The 19,018-nt window shown below is 45.3% G+C and carries 17 protein-coding genes; 10 read left to right on the forward strand and 7 right to left on the reverse strand.

Annotation, left to right across the window (positions count from 1 at the left end; all coding sequences use genetic code 11):
* Positions 1-72: 72 nt before the first annotated feature.
* The 5 genes from mutY (at position 73) to ahr (ending at position 3,628) form a co-directional block, all read left to right on the forward strand.
* A complete protein-coding gene (gene mutY, locus AC5EUN_RS17310; RefSeq protein ID WP_125273782.1) occupies positions 73-1,107 on the forward strand; it encodes an A/G-specific adenine glycosylase in 1,035 nt (344 codons plus the stop codon).
* Between the two features lie 84 nt (positions 1,108-1,191).
* A complete protein-coding gene (locus AC5EUN_RS17315) occupies positions 1,192-1,734 on the forward strand; it encodes a M23 family metallopeptidase (protein WP_493352541.1) in 543 nt (180 codons plus the stop codon).
* Between the two features lie 15 nt (positions 1,735-1,749).
* On the forward strand, positions 1,750-1,995 hold the full coding sequence (locus AC5EUN_RS17320) for a hypothetical protein (protein WP_279687019.1): 246 nt from the start codon (positions 1,750-1,752) through the stop codon (positions 1,993-1,995).
* A gap of 19 nt (positions 1,996-2,014) precedes the next feature.
* The gene (locus AC5EUN_RS17325) at positions 2,015-2,569 is read left to right on the forward strand and encodes a DNA-3-methyladenine glycosylase I (RefSeq protein ID WP_078425137.1); all 555 of its coding nucleotides are present in this window, start codon (positions 2,015-2,017) and stop codon (positions 2,567-2,569) included.
* A 36-nt stretch (positions 2,570-2,605) separates the two neighbouring features.
* Positions 2,606-3,628, forward strand: a complete 1,023-nt coding sequence (ahr, locus tag AC5EUN_RS17330; RefSeq protein WP_395474981.1) for an NADPH-dependent aldehyde reductase Ahr — start codon at positions 2,606-2,608, stop codon at positions 3,626-3,628.
* A 30-nt stretch (positions 3,629-3,658) separates the two neighbouring features.
* On the opposite strand, the gene AC5EUN_RS17335 is transcribed toward ahr, so the two are convergent.
* A complete protein-coding gene (locus AC5EUN_RS17335) occupies positions 3,659-5,110 on the reverse strand; it encodes an aminotransferase-like domain-containing protein (RefSeq protein ID WP_493352534.1) in 1,452 nt (483 codons plus the stop codon).
* Positions 5,111-5,209: 99 nt separating this feature from the next.
* Between AC5EUN_RS17335 and AC5EUN_RS17340 the strand changes: the two genes are divergently transcribed.
* Positions 5,210-5,611 (forward strand): hypothetical protein, encoded by a 402-nt coding sequence (locus AC5EUN_RS17340; RefSeq protein ID WP_493352535.1) that lies wholly within the window; start codon positions 5,210-5,212, stop codon positions 5,609-5,611.
* 49 nt (positions 5,612-5,660) lie between these two features.
* Here AC5EUN_RS17340 and AC5EUN_RS17345 read toward each other — a convergent pair whose 3' ends face one another.
* Positions 5,661-6,308, reverse strand: coding sequence for an START domain-containing protein (locus AC5EUN_RS17345; RefSeq protein ID WP_078425141.1), 648 nt, complete (start codon positions 6,306-6,308; stop codon positions 5,661-5,663).
* A gap of 59 nt (positions 6,309-6,367) precedes the next feature.
* Positions 6,368-7,189 (reverse strand): 4-hydroxy-tetrahydrodipicolinate reductase, encoded by an 822-nt coding sequence (gene dapB, locus AC5EUN_RS17350; protein ID WP_234965018.1) that lies wholly within the window; start codon positions 7,187-7,189, stop codon positions 6,368-6,370.
* A gap of 197 nt (positions 7,190-7,386) precedes the next feature.
* Here dapB and AC5EUN_RS17355 point away from each other — a divergent pair, with 197 nt between their 5' ends.
* Positions 7,387-7,626: a hypothetical protein gene (locus AC5EUN_RS17355; protein WP_218288663.1), complete on the forward strand. Its 240-nt coding sequence runs from the start codon at positions 7,387-7,389 to the stop codon at positions 7,624-7,626.
* Between the two features lie 63 nt (positions 7,627-7,689).
* On the opposite strand, the gene dnaJ is transcribed toward AC5EUN_RS17355, so the two are convergent.
* From dnaJ to AC5EUN_RS17375, 4 genes are all read right to left on the reverse strand, one after another.
* Positions 7,690-8,808 carry a molecular chaperone DnaJ gene (dnaJ, locus tag AC5EUN_RS17360; protein WP_493352536.1) on the reverse strand — a complete coding sequence of 373 codons (1,119 nt, stop codon included), beginning with the start codon at positions 8,806-8,808 and terminating at the stop codon, positions 7,690-7,692.
* Positions 8,809-8,912: 104 nt separating this feature from the next.
* Positions 8,913-9,290, reverse strand: coding sequence for a hypothetical protein (locus AC5EUN_RS17365; RefSeq protein ID WP_234954731.1), 378 nt, complete (start codon positions 9,288-9,290; stop codon positions 8,913-8,915).
* A 131-nt stretch (positions 9,291-9,421) separates the two neighbouring features.
* The gene (locus tag AC5EUN_RS17370; protein ID WP_493352537.1) at positions 9,422-12,559 is read right to left on the reverse strand and encodes an efflux RND transporter permease subunit; all 3,138 of its coding nucleotides are present in this window, start codon (positions 12,557-12,559) and stop codon (positions 9,422-9,424) included.
* A gap of 2 nt (positions 12,560-12,561) precedes the next feature.
* Positions 12,562-13,662 (reverse strand): efflux RND transporter periplasmic adaptor subunit, encoded by a 1,101-nt coding sequence (locus AC5EUN_RS17375; protein ID WP_234954735.1) that lies wholly within the window; start codon positions 13,660-13,662, stop codon positions 12,562-12,564.
* A gap of 150 nt (positions 13,663-13,812) precedes the next feature.
* Here AC5EUN_RS17375 and AC5EUN_RS17380 point away from each other — a divergent pair, with 150 nt between their 5' ends.
* The 3 genes from AC5EUN_RS17380 to AC5EUN_RS17390 all read left to right on the forward strand — a co-directional run bounded on the left by AC5EUN_RS17380 (position 13,813) and on the right by AC5EUN_RS17390 (position 18,932).
* Entirely contained in the window at positions 13,813-14,439 is a 627-nt protein-coding gene (locus AC5EUN_RS17380; protein WP_493352538.1) for a TetR/AcrR family transcriptional regulator, read from the forward strand.
* Positions 14,440-14,644: 205 nt separating this feature from the next.
* Entirely contained in the window at positions 14,645-17,329 is a 2,685-nt protein-coding gene (ppc, locus tag AC5EUN_RS17385) for a phosphoenolpyruvate carboxylase (protein WP_493352539.1), read from the forward strand.
* A 301-nt stretch (positions 17,330-17,630) separates the two neighbouring features.
* Complete coding sequence (locus tag AC5EUN_RS17390; RefSeq protein WP_493352510.1) at positions 17,631-18,932, forward strand: solute carrier family 23 protein; 1,302 nt, start codon at positions 17,631-17,633, stop codon at positions 18,930-18,932.
* Positions 18,933-19,018 lie beyond the last annotated feature (86 nt).

The raw sequence follows: 19,018 nt of genomic DNA on the forward strand, positions 1-19,018 counted from the left end.
TTTATGCGCAAAAACTCGGGCTCAGAAAAGACATTCAGTTATACTAAGCCGAATTTCTTGCTTGTGCCTCAGATGTCTCCTTTCTCTTTTTCAGATGCGTTACTGACTTGGTTCGATGTTCATGGTCGACATGACCTGCCATGGCAAGTAGCCGATGATCCCTACAAAGTCTGGGTGTCTGAAATTATGCTGCAACAGACCCAAGTCAAAACCGTGCTGCAATACTTCGAGCGTTTTATCGAACGCTTCCCAACGGTTGCAGCTTTAGGGACAGCATCATGGGATGAGGTCGCACCCTACTGGGCAGGCCTAGGCTACTATGCCCGTGCACGTAATCTACATAAAGCCGCAGGGGTTGTGGCACGTCAGGGGCACTTTCCTCAAACTTTAGAGGACTGGATTGAACTGCCAGGTATTGGTCCATCTACCGCAGGGGCGCTGATGTCTTTGGGTTTACGTCAGTACGGCGTCATTATGGATGGCAACGTGAAACGCGTGCTCGCACGCTTTTTTGCCATTGAGGATGATCTGAGCAAACCTGTGCATGAACGCAGCATGTGGCAATTGGCCACTGAACTCTGTCCAACTGAACGCAACCACGACTATACCCAAGCCATCATGGATTTGGGGGCAACCGTCTGTACCCCTAAAAAACCACTGTGTTTATACTGCCCAATGCAGCAACACTGTAAAGCCCATGCACAAGGGCTAGAAACCGAATTGCCTTTTAAAAAGCCCAAGAAAGCTGTACCTGTGAAGTCAGCCCAAGTTTTGGTGCTGCGTCATCACAATCAATGGCTGTGGCAGCAGCGCCCCAATAGTGGACTGTGGGGCGGTTTATGGTGTTTACCTATTTTTGAAAATCGTGATGAACTCATGCAACTGTGCCAAAGTCTAGGACTGAAACAAGTCTCGCAACGCGCTGAAATTTCGCATAGTTTCACCCATTTCACTTGGCAACTGGAAGCGCTTTGCTTTGAAGTCGATGCCGATCAGCTCGAACATTTAAGTATAGAATTGGCCAGCACATGGCTAGACATACAAAACGTCACAGAAATGGGCATCCCAACTGCGATGAAAAAATTGATCTCAGCAATTCAACTGTGACATAGTTGGGTGATCGATTGGGTTCACCCTGAGACTTTAAAATTAGATCACTGAAATAATAAAGGATTGTTCGTGCGTTATTGTTTGTCTCGCCTTTCTGCGCTTGCCAGTTTAAGTTTTGTAATTCTGTTACTCGCAGCTTGCCGCACCACGCCGCCTGCACCGAGTGGAAGCCAGTTACCTGCCTCACAAGTCCAACAACTGAAAAACATGCGTTTAGCTAAGCAGCTGCCTGTACCCGTTCAAGGCATTAAACGTCATGGACTCACAGATACTTGGGGAGCGTCACGCAGTAGCGGACGGACGCATGAAGGCATCGACATTTTGGCTCCACGTGGAACAAAAGTTTTTTCTGCCACAGAAGGGCTCGTCGCAGACTTACGCAATAACAATTTGGGTGGTAAAGTGGTTTGGATTATGGGACCAGCAGGCACTTGGCATTACTATGCTCATCTTGATGACCATAAACGTGGCTTAAGTGTCGGCGACTATGTCAAAAAAGGCGACCTGATCGGCTATGTCGGCAATACAGGCAATGCACGGCACACCGCCCCACATTTGCATTATGGACTTTATTTACAAGGTAAAGGCCGTGGTGCAGTAAATCCCTATCCTTATTTACGTTAACTTTAGGAATTTTTCATGTCAGAAACGTTGATCAACCGTCTGGTCGAATTTGCTGAATCAGGCAATCAACAAAAAATCATCTTGGCTGGACAAAACCACCAAGGTTGGATCATGGAAATTACCGAAGATGCACTTTTAATCAGCACTGGATTTGCTGAAAAAACAGGAAAAGATGTCTGGATTAACTTTTCCGACCTCGAACACGCACAATTGTTTTATTGGGACAATCAACACGACCAATGGGCACCTTTTACCCTATAAAAAGATCAGGAGCATGTTCATGACCACTCAACGCTGCGGATGGTGCTCCTCAGACCCACTTTACATCGACTACCATGATCATGAGTGGGGTAAACCACTACATGATGAAAAGCAATTATTTGCGATGCTCTGCCTCGAAGGTCAACAAGCGGGGCTGTCATGGATTACCGTTTTGAAAAAGCGTGAACATTATCATCGCCAGTTTTTTCAATATTCCATTGAACAAATTGCGGCTTTGAGTGATACAGACTTAGCCGAAAAAGTCCAAGATATCGGCTTAATTCGCCATATCGGGAAGCTGACCGCCATTCGTGACAATGCGATTGCATGGCAAGCCCTGAAACAACAAGGCATCAACCCCGTTGAGTGGCTCTGGAACTTTGTCGAGCAACACGCCATCAACAATGATGTCCCAGACTACCGCACAGCACCTGCACAGACACCTCAAAGCCAAAATATGTCTAAAACCCTAAAAAAACAGGGCTTTAAATTTGTCGGACCCACCACCTGCTATGCCTTTATGCAAGCGGTCGGTATGGTCAATGACCATGAAAATAGCTGTCATTTTAAATAAAAGTACATAAAAAACAGGAAAATAAGGATATAGAATATGACGGATAACACCATTCGTGCCTATGCGGCAATGCAAGCAGGCGCAGCGTTACAACCCTATCAATTCGATGCGGGTGAACTGCAACCACATCAAGTCGAAGTCCAAGTCGAATATTGTGGATTGTGCCATTCCGATGTTTCAGTCATTAACAATGAATGGAACTCTTCGGTCTACCCCGTTGTCGCTGGTCATGAAATTATTGGCACCATCAGTCGCCTAGGCTCCGAAGCCAAAGGTCTTAAACTTGGACAGCGCGTCGGTATTGGCTGGACGGCAGAAAGCTGCCAACACTGTGACCCCTGTGTGTCGGGCCAACAAGTGCTCTGTACAGGAGGGCCGACAGCAACCATCGTCGGTCATGCAGGCGGCTTTGCCGACAAAGTTCGCGCAGGTTGGCAGTGGATTATTCCTTTACCTGAAGAGCTAGATCCTGAGTCAGCGGGTCCTTTATTGTGTGGCGGTATTACCGTTTTTGATCCAATTTTAAAACACCGCATTCAAGCCATTCACCATGTTGGAGTGATAGGCATTGGTGGTTTAGGGCATATGGCCATTAAGCTACTTCGAGGATGGGGCTGTGAAATCACGGCGTTCACCTCGAACCTTGACAAAACTGAAGAGCTCAAAGCCATGGGCGCAGATCATGTGGTGAATAGCCGTGATGTGGATGCGCTTAAAACCCAGCGGGGCAAATTTGATCTCATCCTCAGCACCGTGAATGTCTCACTCAATTGGCCTGCATATATCAGTACGCTGGCACCGAATGGCACGATCCATTTGCTAGGCCTGCCTCTAGAGCCCATCAAGTTAAATGCAGGTAGTCTGATTGGTGGAGCAAAGTCTATCACGGGTTCACCCACTGGCTCACCTGCGGCATTACGTCAGCTACTCAAATTCGCTGCACGTAAAAACATTGCGCCACAAATTGAACTGTATCCTATGTCACAGTTGAATGAAGCACTGGAACGGTTACATTCTGGAAAAGCCCGTTATCGTATCGTCCTCAAAGCCGATTTTTAATCCATAAGCGCCTCAAAACAGGCGCTTTTTTTATACCGCTTGTTTGACCAACGTCGAACTGCTGAGTTGCGCTTTCACCCAATCGGCCAACAAGGTGACCGCTGCGTGAATATCTGTTGAAATTTCATGACCTGCATTGAGGCGGATACAGTTTTTATAACGCTGCCCTTCACCAAAGACTTCACCCGGCACTATATTGATGCCATGCTGCTGAGCAAAATAGTACATATCTAAACCATCAATACACTCGGGTAGCTGTAACCACAGCGCATAACCACCTAAGGGTTGATTGATACGTAACTCAACTCCGTTAAAGGCATGCTGAATCATGTGTCGGTATTGCTCAACTTGCTGTTTCAAAATCGGCTTTAACTGCTGTAAATGTTCCCGATAAGCACGACTATAAATGAGATCGGCCAGTGCCAGCTGCAAGGGTGTATTTACTGTGATATTTTGCATCAGTAACGTAGCCTTCAAATGCGCTAAACGCTGCGGAATACAGAACCAACCTACCCGATACGCAGTTGAAAGGGACTTGGAAACCGAACCACAGAAAATCACATAACCCTGCTGATCCCAATACTTAATCGGCAGCGGACGACTCGAGCTGAAACTACATTCACCATAAATATCATCTTCAATCACATAGCACTGATAGCGCGCCGCCAGTTGTGCAATTTTTTCTTTTTCTGCATTGCTTAAGCAAAACCCCAAGGGATTTTGATAATTGGCCGTGAGTAAGCACGCTTTTGCGCCTGAACTTTGCATGACCTGCTCTAAACGTTCAAGATCAAAGCCTTGAGTATCGGCTGGAATTTCAATAATTTTTCGCTTTAACCCCGCCAGCATTTGCAACTGACCATTAAAATTCGGGGTCGGTACAATTACGCTGTCGCCTTCCTTGCTGAGGTGTTGGATCATCACCGACAACGCAGGCATACAGCCATTGCTGATGTAGATATCATCCTGCGAAATATAGAAGCCATCTTCAGCCCAATGCTCAGACAAGGCCTGCCGCAAGCGAATATGACCTTGCTTATCGCTATATAAAAAATCTTCAGGTTGACTGTGTTTTAAAGCACGTTGAATGGAGCGGCGGAGTGCTTCTACAGGCACATGTTTTGGCGAAAGCTGAATCGCTCCCAAATGGATGAGACGGCTATTAATGGAAGACTGTTGAATTTCCAACTGTAGCTCTAAGTTAGAAATATCACGGGCTTGAGACTGAAAATCAGGATGCTGCGGTACAGGAATAGATGGGCTGGTATTTTTTTGATAACTGACAAAATAGCCAGACTTATTTTTCACATGAATATACCCCTGCGACTCGAGTAGTTCATAACAGCTCTTGGCCGTATTCAAGCTGACCTTTTGTAAGTTGGCAAATTGGCGTAACGACAACAGCTTTTGCCCTGCGGGTAATTCAGCATTTTGAATTTTTTCAAGCAACTGTGCAGCCAAGCTTTGATACTGAAATGCCATTCATCTGTACCTATTTTTTTAACTTTTATGTATCTGTATCCATTATGCCAACAGAATTATGCTTCTGTCATTCGTTCACAACCATAAATAGGCACTTTTATGAAAAAAATAATCATATCTCTCTTTTGCTTATTGAGCTTATCGGCTTGCCAACCGCCACATATTTCGCAGCAGGTACAGCAGCAACATTTTATTTGTAAAGCCCTGATTGAAGGGTTTCTGAAAACGCAAAATTTAACTGATTATCAGTTTTTAAGTTTAGCGCCGAGCTTGACTGAAACATCGACCCAACGAACCTATCAATATCGGTTGAACAATGAACGTGAAATGCAGATGAACTTGCCCCACCAGAAAAATTTACAGTTCCAATGTGACCAAAGCAGTGCTGAAAACTTCAAGATCTCGCTCGCTGGTGAAGGAGATGCCATGCTCAGTTTAATCCAGTTAGACCTGCCTCAAGCTTCAACCTTAGAGCTGCTGAACGCTTATCAACAGCCTTAAGTTTTAAAAGATAAAAAAGCCTGGATTGCAGGCTTCTTCGTCTTTAAAATTAACGTAAGGCAGCTGGTAAATGGGCAGGAGTGTCTTCTTGTTCCAGCAATTGATTTTTCATTTTTTGCAGCATTTGATAGGGTTGTTGTTGGACAAACATATTCACAAACTTCAGTGGTATCGATCCCTCAGGGTTAGCATAACCTGAGGTCGAAACCTTGACTTTATTTGATCCCAGTTTCTGAAAGGTCCAATCGCCCTCATAATGATTTAGGCGCACATAATCTGGATTTTTAAGGATGTTTTTATCAATCGCTTTATTTTTAATGCTAATAATGCCCTGACTGTCCTTGGTCATTTTCCCTTGCACCACCAAATCGCGGTCTTTTAAAGGAAAAGGAAAATCCAGCACCATATACAGCTGAAACTCACCTTTTTTATCATCGCGCGACAAGACTTTCACACTGCCCATATACGGCACCCATTTCACCGCATGGTCAACATCTAAGATCAATGACACTGCTTTTTCAATCGGCACATCAAACGTGGTTTCAGCCTTATATAAAAAGACCGGATTTTGCGCATTTTGATAGGTCCAAACTTTAATATTATTTTTATGAATACTGAGTTTGGCTTGATCCATAGGTTTGGCCTGTGCTGTCGTCATCACGGCAACAACACAAGCCATATATATGACTTTTTTCATTCTATTCTTCGTCTTATTTTAATTTTTTATCTTGTTTTTATGGCGAATGAAGCAGGTTTTTAAACTTGAATGTCGTTAAAACCCAGTACATCTTTCATGTCATATTTACGTGCTTCACGTCCTACCACCCAAGCCGCAGCACGCACCGCACCCGAAGCAAAATTCATCCGGTTGGTTGCTTTATGGGTAATTTCAACGCGCTCACCATCGGCAATAAACATAGCTGTATGTTCACCGACAATATCACCGCCACGGATGGTTTGGAAACCAATACTTTGACGCTCACGAGGTCCTGTATGACCTTCACGGCAATACACTGCATCGGTTTTCAAGTCACGCCCTAAAGCACCTGCAATCGCCTCACCCATCATCAATGCTGTGCCTGATGGTGCATCGACTTTATGACGGTGATGCGCTTCAATCACTTCAATATCCACTGTGTCGCCAAAGACTTTAGAAGCCAATTCCAATAGTTTAATCGAAACGTTGACCCCTACAGAATAGTTGGCTGCATAGACCACAGGAGTCTGTGTCGCCGACTCGTCCAAATAAGCTTTTTGTTCGTCATTCATGCCCGTGGTCCCAATGACAATGGCAACCCCAGCTTCACGACAAATTTTTAAATGCTGAACGGTCGCTACTGGTGCAGTGAAATCAATGATCACATCACAATCTTTCACTACCGCTTCCAGACTACCCACCACCTTCACGCCTAGGCTGCCAATACCTGCAAGCTCACCTGCATCTGTACCAACCAGTGAGCTTTCAGGGCGTTCCACTGCCGCAGCCAGTTGATAGCCTGCTTCATGTACCGCTTGAATAAGGATGCGACCCATACGACCGCCGGCACCTAAGACACCAATGCGTGGAGCTGCTGACATAACATATTCCTAATCTAGCTTCAAAATTGCTCTTACTATAGCAAAACTGATTGCCCAGACTAAGGTTTGTTGGCCATTTTCATCGAAAAAATCGCTTTATTCTCAAACATGATTTCTCAAGCTTTTCACAAATTTGCAATCAATCTTACGCAGACTAGGTTCGCGTTTAAAAACAACTTTAAAATGAGGAAAATAGAATGAAAGCCAAGGTACTTTTTCTAGCGATGGCGTTTGGGGGCAGTTGGGCACAAGTTCAGGCTGAACCCGCTGTTCAAGCGGGCGACACCTTAGAAAGTTTGTCACAGGTAAAGATCACTACCAGCACACATCCCAAAGCACAGGCCGAGCAACAAGTACCAACTGCTGCACCTATGGCTGAAGAAATGGTGTCGGTTGAAGAGATCGATCAACCTGAGCTGCCAACAGAAGCGCAATAACATAAAAAAAGCGGGAAAATATTCCCGCTCTTTTCAACACCAATTCAGACGTACCGTATTCAATTAATCAAACAGTCGGTCAAAGAAAGACTTTTTCTTTGGTGATGATTTGTGATCATCTCCATCTAAAGTTTCTTGTAACTCTTTCAACAGTTCACGTTGACGTGCTGTTAAGTTGACTGGCGTTTCAATCACGATACGGCAGAGTAAGTCACCTTGCATACTGGTACGTACAGGTTTAACCCCTTTGCCACGTAAACGGAACATTTTACCCGTTTGTGTGCCTTCAGGAATTTTCAAACTCACACGACCTTCGAGTGTCGGGATTTCAATTTCTTTACCCAAAGCAGCATCGGCAATGCTCACAGGCACATCCATATACAGGTCTGCACCATCACGTTGGAAGATTTCGTGCTCACGCACCACCACTTCTACGTACAAGTCGCCTGACTGACCATCACGAATCGCTTCGCCTTTACCCGTTAAACGAACGCGGTCACCGTTGTCGACGCCCGCAGGAATCGTCACTTCTAAGGTTTGTTGACGGTCTTTAACGCCTGAACCATGACAAGTATTACATGGGTTCTTAATGATCTTACCCTGACCGCGACAAGTGCTACAGGTCTGCTGTACAGAGAAGAAACCTTGCTGCATGCGAACCTGACCTGCACCATGGCAAGTTTTACAGGTTTCAACATCGTTCAGGTTTTTAGAGCCTTTACCGTCACAGGTTTCACACAGTGCTGGTGCAGTAAAGGTAATGGTTTTTTTCACCCCTCTTACTGCTTCTTCCAACGTCAGTTCCATCACATAACGTAAGTCAGAACCACGACGTGCACGCTGTTGACCACGACCGCCTCCGCCACCAAATGCACCACCGAAAATGTCACCGAATTGACTGAAAATGTCTTCTGCGCTGAAACCACCACCGAAGCCGCCTCCGCCGCCCATACCACCTTCAAAGGCTTGATGCCCCATACGGTCATACATGCTGCGCTTTTCGCTATCCGATAAAATTTCATAAGCTTCAGCCGCTTCTTTAAATTTCTCTTCAGCTTCAGCATTGTCAGGGTTGCGGTCCGGATGATATTTCATCGCCAACTTACGGTAGGCTTTTTTAATTTCATCATCACTAGCGGTTTTAGCAACACCTAAAACCTCATAATAATCACGTTTAGCCATGTCTGGCGATGCTCCTCACGGAATTTATTTAATACTCAACTGTGGTCTGAAATTGGGTTCAAACCAAGTTTTACAAGGGGGTGTTTGAAAAAAAATCAGTAGAATTAGAAAACTGCTTTATTTTTCAGAAATTTAGACAGGCCTTTAAACCATACATTTAGAAGGAAGAGAAATGCAATACAGCTAAAAACCACACCTGCAACCGTGCATCCAGTCACCCACAATGCGCTGTCCCAAGTGAAGAAAATAAGAGGAATAAACCACAACGCTGCAAATAACGCCAAAATGCTATAAATCACAATATTGCGCATGACCCAAAGTGCTTGCGCTTGTAACCACACTTCGGCATGATCAATTTGCGTGACTTTTCGGGCATACCAATAGGAAAATGCGCCGCTAATCACAGTAAACAAAGCCAAAAACATGAAGACATAAGAAATCGCGATAGATCGGCGATACTTGGTTACATTGTCTTGCATCATGCGTTTAACCCCATTTGCCACATCGTTTATTTTTTAATGTGTAGCAAAAAACTGCTTTATAAAAATGCCATAAATTTCAGGTGCTACTATATTGAAATTTTCAACGTTTCGCACCTGATATTGGCATAAATTTAAGGCTTATGGCTAATTTTTTTTACTTTAAACCACTGCGCATACAAGGCCGGTAAAAAGAACAGGGTTAATAGCGTCGCCACAATCAGTCCGCCCATGATCGCAACGGCCATAGGTCCAAAGAAAATACTTCTAGACAATGGGATCATCGCCAGAACTGCTGCCAATGCCGTCAGCACAATTGGACGACAACGTCGCACCGTCGCATCGATGATCGCATCCCATGATTCATGCCCTGCTTGAATATCTTGCTCAATCTGATCAATCAAGATCAGTGAATTGCGCATGATCATTCCCGACAAGGCAATGGTGCCCAACATCGCAACAAAGCCAAAAGGTTTATTGAACAGTAGTAGGAACAACACCACGCCGATCAAACCTAAAGGTGCGGTGAGCAAGACAATCATGGCACGAGACATACTGCGCAGTTGAATCATCAGCAAAGTCATGACCACGGCCAAGAACAAAGGCATGCCTGCTGCAACCGATTTACCCCCACGTGCAGACTCCTCCACTGTGCCGCCGACTTCAACCAAATAACCATTCGGCAGTTCCGCACGCAACTGATTCATCTGCTCCGCCATTTCATCCACCACAGTGGCCGGTTGTAACTTGGTCCGTATATCTGCACGTACCGTAATGGTCGGTAGACGGTTACGATGCCAAATCAAACCTTCTTCAAAGCTATAATCAATTTTGGCAATTTGTGCCAACGGTACTGTTCCGCCATTTGAAGTTGGAACGGCAAGGCTCGCCAGTGATGTTACTTCAACCCGCTCAGCTTGATCGCCACGTAAACGGATTTCAATCAGTTCTCGTTTCTCACGGTACTGGTTAATGGTGGCACCTGAAATTGAGCTGTTCAAGAAATTGGCCAAATCTAAACTCGACACCCCCATTTGGCGGGCACGATCTTGATCAATCTCTAAATTGATCATCTTGCTTGGTTCACCCCAGTCCAAATGCACATTGGTGGTGTTGGGGTTAGCACTCAGCATCGCTGCGACTTTATCCGCCCAAGCACGCACTTGGGTCAAGTCTTCGCCCGACACGCGATATTGAAGTGGATAACCGACTGGGGGACCGTTTTCAAGTAAAGAGACGCGAGTACGCACATCAGGCAATAACTGGCGGATTTGGGTGTCTAAGGATTTACGAATTTCATTGCGATCATCCAGTGAAGAAGCCAAGACCACAAACTGAGCAAAGCTGGCTTGTGGTAGCTGCTGATCGAGCGGTAAATAAAAACGTGGCGAGCCTGTGCCCACATATGCCACATAATTATCTATACCTTCTTGCTTCGACAGGAACTGTTCAACTTTTTTCACCGCATTTTCAGTTGCCGTTAAAGATGCACCTTCTTCAAGTTTTAAGTCGACCAAAATTTCGGCACGATTCGAGGGTGGGAAAAACTGCTGTGGTACTAACTTAAACATCAACACCGAGAGCACAAAAATAGCCACCGTCGTCGCAATGACCGTTTTACGATAGGTCACACACAGATCGACCCAACGGCGAAAACCTTGATAGAACTTGGTTTGATAAGGATCGTGATGCTCACCTGCATGATGCACCATCGGCTGAGGTTCTGGCTGTTTGCGCAAACGTGCCCACAAACGGCTATACCACGGCGCTTTTTGAATCAGCTCTTTATTAAAATCAGGCAGGAGTTTGTCACCCAAATAAGGTACAAACAACACCGCTGCAAACCACGACACAATTAAGGCAATGGTCACCACTTGGAAAATAGAACGAGTGTATTCACCTGTACTGGACGCTGCCGTAGCAATCGGTAAGAAGCCCGCAGCGGTAATCAAAGTTCCCGTCAACATTGGGAAAGCCGTCGTTCGCCATGCATGCCCTGCTGCTTGTAGTCGGCTGTAGCCTTGCTCCATTTTGATCGCCATCATTTCCACGGCAATAATGGCATCATCGACCAAGAGTCCGAGCGCTAAAATGAGCGCACCCAAGGAAATTTTATGTAGACCAACATCAAAAATATTCATGCCTGCAAAGGTCATGGCCAAGACCAGTGGAATGGAAAACGCCACCACCAGTCCAGTCCGGAAACCCAGCGAGAAAAAGCTGACTAGCAGTACAATAATCACCGCTTCAGCCAAAACTTTCATGAACTCGTTGACACTACGCTTCACCGCCACAGGCTGGTCGGAAACTTTTTTCAACTCCATACCTAAAGGTAAGGTTTTTTGCAGCTTGGAAAACTCAGTTTCTAAATTTTTACCCAAAGCCAAGATGTCGCCACCTTTACGCATCGACACCGCAATGCCAATGCCATTTTCCCCCATAAAGCGCATACGGGGTTGAGCAGGCTCACTAAAGCCACGATAGACGTCGGCAACATCGCTAAGCTGGATGGTTTTTCCATTCACCAATAAAGGCATACGTTGCAGTTCTTCAACGCTCTTAATTTGCCCTGTGACTCGGAGTTGAATACGATCCGACTCTGTTTCAAAAAAACCTGCACTGGCCATGGTATTTTGCTGTTGCAGGGCTTGTTGTACCACTGTCACAGGGATGCCTAGCTGCGCCGACTTGGTGTTGGAAATTTCAATCCAAATCTTTTGATCTTGCAGCCCAACCAAGTTGACCTTGGCGACATCTTTGACGCGTTGCAGTTGTAACTGTAGACGGTCGGCATATTCTTTCATCACTGCATAATCAAAGTCTTTACCCGTCAGCACATAAATGTTGCCGAAAGTATCGCCGAACTCATCATTAAAGAATGGTCCTTGTACCCCATTGGGCAGCTGATGTTTGATGTCTCCAACCTTCTTGCGTACGTCATACCACACATCCGGTATCTCACTGGAGCGCATAGCATCTCGTGCCACAAAAGTCACCATCGACTCGCCGGGTCTGGAGTAGGCCATAATTCGCTCATACTTACCCGTGGTCATCAGCTCTTTTTCAATACGGTCGGTCACCTGTTCAGACACCTCACGCGCCGTTGCGCCCGGCCAATAGGTCTGTACCACCATCACTTTGAAGGTAAAAGGTGGGTCTTCGCTCTGTGCTAGTTTGGAATAAGACACCACACCCACGATGCCCAGTAACAACATCAAATAAAGGACCAAGCCCTTATTCTTTAAGGCCCATTCCGACAGGTTATAGTTCATGCTTAACCTCCTGTCACAATCTTGACCGTTTTATTGTCACGGCTAATCGGTTGAATTTTTTGTTTTTCACGCAGTAAATGCACCCCACCCACCACGACATAGTCCTTTGGCTGTAAACCTGAACGAATGGTAACGCTGTCTCGACCATACTCCCCCACACTGATAGGGACTTTACGAATGCTGTTGTCAGCATTCACCACCCAGACATAAGCATTTTTACCCGCAGCGGAAACACTGGCTAAAGGTACACTCAACACATTGCTTTCAGTTGAGCTGAAAAATACCCGAGCACTCTGTCCCAGTTGAATTGTATTTTGTCCTTCACGCAAAGCCACTTTGACACTAAAAGTACGTGACTGATCTGCGGCAGGTGAAGTTTCACGGACGTAGGCAGCAAAACGTTCATCGGGTTTGGACCACAAAGTGACGATTGCATCTTGTCCGATTTTAATCTGAGCAATGGCTTGTTCAGGCACACCAATCATCACCTCACGATCGCCTGAAATGGCCAGTTGAAACGCGGGTTGCCCTGCTGAAATCACCTGTCCAATTTCAATATTACGCTCGGTAATCACACCGTTTTTATTGGCAATCAGTTGGTTATAACTGGTTTGGTTTTGCGTAACGTTATAATTGGCTTGTGCTTGTTTCAAGCTCGATAGTGCGGCTTTATATTGATTTTCAACGCTGTCGTACTGTGAACGACTCACTGCATTACTCGGTAATAATTGTTTAAAACGTTTGAGTTCATCCTGCGCATTTTTTTCAGCTGCTTGAGCACTTTCTAACTGTGCTTTGGCTGCATTGAGTTGTAACTGGGCATCCTGTACATCTAAGCGCGCTAAAACTTGTCCGACTTTAACTTGGTCACCCACATCGACCAGACGCTCCGTGACTTGTCCCCCAACACGAAAGGACAGCGCGGTTTGTTGGCGGGCTTGCACTTCGCCAGCATAGCTTTTTTGTTCTAGATGCGTGGTATTCGGTTGACTCACCATTACCAAAGGCACCGACTCTGGTTCGGTCGTGTCTTTGCTACATCCCCACAAGGTGATACTACACACCACCATCATACTTGCCACAAGGGTCTGAATTTTGCTCATGAAGTCTGCTCTTCTTCCATAACCACCAATTAATCAGGCACAATATCCAGACTTAACTTGGTTATTTTTTAATTAATATACTGCATAGTACACTAATTAAAGATATGCTCAGATGTAAATGACTTTTTGAACTTTTTTTTAGGAAAATGTGTGCAAGCTTCAGCAGGACGTCCCAAGGATTTAGAAAAACGGCAACGTATTTTGGAGGTGGCACGTCAGTTGTTTTTACAACATGGCTACCACGGCTCCAGCATGGACCATATTGCCAAGGAAGCGCACGTCACCAAACTCACGGTGTATAACCATTTTCAGGACAAAGCCAATCTGTTCAGTTGTGCAATTGAGGAAACCTGTGAAAAGCTGATGCTGGGTCGTTCATTTCAATTGCAACGTGCCGAAGACTTTGTGCCCATGCTCGAACAGATCTGTGCGCTATCGATGCATATTATTAACCTGCCTGAGGCCATCAAGCTGGAGCACTTACTATTACAGCTGGCCGCTGAACAAAACCCATTACTAGAGAACTTCTATAAAGCCTCTCACCTCAAAATGCGGGCGATTTGGGAACAGTTCTTTGACCAAGCTCAAGCCTTAGGCGTTCTTCAGTTTGAACAGGTCAATGAGGTCATCACCTTATTAATGTCTTTGCTGTTTGGATATCGTCACCAAGAAATGTTGTTGGGGATAAATGAAGTGCCCAATGCCGAACAACGCGAGCAACTGATTCAAGAAGCCATTGCGATTTTTTTATTAAAATACCCCTTACAAAAACCTTAGGATTCGGTTAATTAAATTTATATTTTTGACAATTAATTCAAATACTTATAATTGAAAATCACCTTTATTTTAGAACAATCGCTTGCCCTAAGTTGTTCATTTGATTCTAAATTCAGCAATTAATCCCCTACTTTTGTCTGCCCCTACTTGGATTGTCATCGAATCGGGGTATAGTCAAATTAAGAACAACGAGGGAATAATAATCATGATTCAACAAATTGATGCTCCACTACGTGAAGATGTCCGATTACTCGGCAACCTATTGGGTGAAACCCTCAAGGAGCATGCAGGACAAGATTTGTTTAATCAGGTCGAGCAAATTCGGGCCTTATCCAAAGGGGCACGGGATGGGCAAGTTGAAGCCGAGAAGCAGCTGGAACAACTATTTTTCAGCCTTGAAGATGATGAAATTCTGCCGCTGACGCGTGCCTTTACCCACTTTTTGAACTTTGCCAATATTGCGGAGCAATACCATGTGGTCCGTAGCCGTCGTCAAAGTGAATTTGATGAGACCGCACCCTCTCCAAATCCGCTCGACCACCTCTTTGCCAAATTTAAAAATAACGACATTTCAACCGATACGCTGTTCCAGCAAATCTGTGATTTAAATATTGAACTGGTTCTGACCGCTCACCCCACTGAAGTTAGCCGCCGTACCCTGATCCAAAAATATGATGGTATTAACGATGCCTTATTTAAAATGGATCAGCAAAAACTGACCCCTCGTGAACGCCAAACAGTCCTTGAAGACTTAAAACAACTGATCTGTTCGGCGTGGCAGACCGATGAAATTCGTCAACACCGTCCAACCCCAGTCGATGAAGCAAAATGGGGTTTCACCACCATTGAGCAAACCTTATGGAATGCCGTGCCGAAGTTCATGCGTGAACTAGACGACATGGTAATTGAGCACTGTGGGCAACGTCTGCCTTTACATGTGGCACCTGTACGTTTCGCTTCATGGATGGGGGGTGACCGTGACGGCAACCCGAATGTGACACACAGTATTACGCAAGAAGTCCTATGGCTATCGCGTTGGAAAGCGGCTGATCTTTACTTACGTGACATTGAAGACTTGCGTTGGGAACTGTCGATTCAAAGCTGTAGCGATGAACTGCGTCAAGCCTTGGGTCAAGACCATCCTGAACCCTACCGCGAATATTTACGCGATACCCGCGAACGGCTAAAAGCTACGCGCCATTGGCTCGCAGAAAAACTGCGCGGTGCCGATGCCGATGATAGCTTGGTGATTAAAGCCAAAGAGGAACTGCTACAGCCTTTACTGCTGTGTTATCGTTCTTTAATTGCCAGCAACCTGCCTGAAATTGCCAATGGCAAATTGCTGGACTTTATCCATCGGGTGAACTGTTTCGGGATTGAACTGCTAAAACTGGATATTCGTCAAGAGTCAGGCCGTCATCGCCAAGCAATTTCGGCCATTACTGAATATTTGGGTCTGGGTAATTTTGAAACGTGGACCGAACAAGCGCGTCAAAACTTCTTATTGCAAGAGCTACAAAGCAAACGTCCACTGTTGCCCAAGCATTTAAATGAGCCTGCGCAAAGCTTAATTGAACAACCTGAAGTGCAAGAAGTGTTTGCCACCATGCGCACTTTGGCAGCGCAGCCTCAAGAAAGTTTAGGTGCCTACATTATTTCGATGGCTGAATATCCAAGTGATGTGCTGGCGGTACTGCTTTTGCAAAAAGAAGCAGGCATCCAACATCCACTGCGTGTAGTGCCATTGTTTGAAACATTGAAAGACCTAGATGGCGCCGCAGCCACCATGAATACCCTATTCAATATGCATTGGTATAAACAGCATATTCAGGGCAAACATGAAGTCATGATTGGCTATTCGGACTCAGCAAAAGATGCAGGTTTTATGTCAGCCAATTGGGCACAGTACCGTGCGCAAGAAGAATTAACCGCGATTGCAAAAACGCATGGCGTACAACTCACACTATTTCATGGTCGTGGCGGTTCCATCAGCCGCGGCGGTGCGCCAACACAACAAGCCCTGTTTTCACAGCCACCCGGCTCGATTTCAGGTGCAATTCGAGTCACTGAACAAGGTGAAATGATTCGCTTCAAGTTTGGCTTAGAAGGTATTGCGCTGCAAAACTTAGAGATTTATACCGCTGCCACTTTAGAAGCCACTTTACTTCCACCGCCTGTCCCAAAACCTGAGTGGCGCGAGTTGATGCACAGCATGACCGATTTGTCGGTACAAGTGTATCGTCAGACTGTGCGAGAAAACCCGCACTTCGTAAAGTACTTACGTACAGTCACGCCAGAGCTTGAACTGCAAATGTTACCGCTTGGCTCACGCCCTGCAAAACGTAAAGTCACTGGCGGCATTGAGTCCTTACGTGCCATTCCTTGGGTATTTGCGTGGACCCAGATTCGTTTGATGCTACCCGCTTGGTTAGGTACAGGCGCAGCAATTAACCAAGTGATTGATCAAGGACATAAAGCCACCTTAGATGAAATGCTGGTGGCATGGCCGTATTTCCAAACCCTGATTGATATGTTGGAAATGGTGCTTTCGAAATCTGATGCTCATGTAGCGCTGTATTATGAGTCGCACCTGACCGATGATGATGACTTGAAAGTGCTCGGTGAACATCTGCGTCAGCGCTTAAAGTATGCGGTGCAAACCCTCTTGGCGCTTAAAGGTGAGTCTAAGCTCCTCAGCAGCAACGAAGTTTTAGATCAGTCAATGAGAGTGCGCAAACCGTATTTATTGCCTCTGCATTTACTCCAAGCAGAGTTAATGAAACGTCGTCGCCGCTACCTAGAAGAGCGTCAGGAAACAAATACACCTGTAGATCATGCACTTATGGTAAGTATCGCCGGCATTGCAGCGGGTCTTCGTAACACAGGATAAAGTTTTAAGCCCGCTCCATTTAAAGCACATCACTATGATGTGCTTTTTTATTGACCGCATGGTCAAACCTTTTATAATTTTTTTTATCAATCCAATCATAAATATTTATGAATAAGCGATTGGCTAAATTTACCAATTAAACCTTGATTTATCATTATTTTTAAAAATATAAAGTTTTACCATGCGGTAAAAAGTTCTGAAAAGTCATAAGATTAGTTTGAACAATTTTTTGTATCACTGATTAAATCTTCTAAAAAACAAGAGTATGATGTGCACAATTTATCTTTAGAGTGCTCAAAAAATGTCCAATTGGTTTCCCAAATGGCGCCCGTACGAAGGCAATATCGATGCACGTCCTGTTGGCACAAGTGAATACCTCCCTGCTTCACAAAGTGCAATTTTAGGTGTGCAGCATGCCTTTGCCATGTTTGGAGCAACGGTTCTTGCACCTTTCTTAATGGGCTTCGATCCCAACCTTGCTATTTTAATGTCCGGGATTTGTACCATTTTGTTCTTTATTATGACGGGTGGACGTGTTCCAAGCTATTTAGGTTCAAGTTTTGCCTTTATTGGGGTCGTGATTGCAGCAACGGGCTATACCGCATCGGGCACAGGCGCACTCAATCCAAATTTAGCCATGGCGGGCGGCGGTATTATTGCCTGCGGCGTGCTCTATACCTTGTTTGGTTTTATGGTCATGGCAACGGGCACCAAGTGGATTGAAAAACTGATGCCGCCTGTGGTGACAGGTGCTGTGGTGATGATTATTGGTCTCAACCTTGCCCCAGTGACGGTCAAAGGCGTTGCGGGCAATTCCTTTAATATGTGGATGGCACTGGTTACCGTATTATGTATGGGCTCGATTGCAGTCTTTACCCGTGGTTTATTGCAGCGTCTCTTATTATTAATTGGTTTGCTACTGTCTTACTTGGTCTATTTCATCGTGACCAATGTTATGGGCTATGGCACAGCGATTAATTTTACACCAATTCACCAAGCCGCTTGGTTTGGTTTACCGACTTTTCATACGCCTGAATTTAATGCCAATGCCATGATGATCATTGCACCAATTGCGTTAATTTTGGTGGCAGAAAACCTCGGTCACATTAAAGCCGTGAGTGCGATGACTGGTGAAAACCTAGATCCACACATTGGTAAAGCATTTGTTGCCGATGGTGTCGCAACGACGTTAGCAGGTGGTGTAGGCGCTCCAGGCATGACCACCTATGGTGAAAACATTGGAGTCATGGCAGTCACACGAGTTTACTCGACCATCATTTTTGCCATTGCAGGTGTGTTTGCCATTTTCTTAGGCCTGTCACCAAAGTTTGGTGCCATCATCCATACCATTCCGACCGCGATTTTAACCGGTGCATCGATTGTGGTGTTTGGTTTGATTACCATCGCAGGTGCAAAAATCTGGATTGAAAACAAAGTCGATTTTTCACAGAACAAAAACCTGATGGTCGCTGCAGTCACCATCATTTTAGGTACAGGTGATTTTGCCTTACAAATTGGCAACTTTAACTTGGGTGGTATTGGTACTGCTACGTTTGCAGCATTGTTCTTGAACTGGTTCTTCAGCTTAGGGCAAAAAGATTAATCTGCCTTATTTTTTTGAGTGTTCATTGTTGATCGCAGCCTTCGGGCTGCTTTTTTTGCTCTGATATTCTGGCTCCGATTTACACA

The sequence above is a fragment of the Acinetobacter sp. CAU_H_S170_2 genome (genome assembly GCF_058890445.1).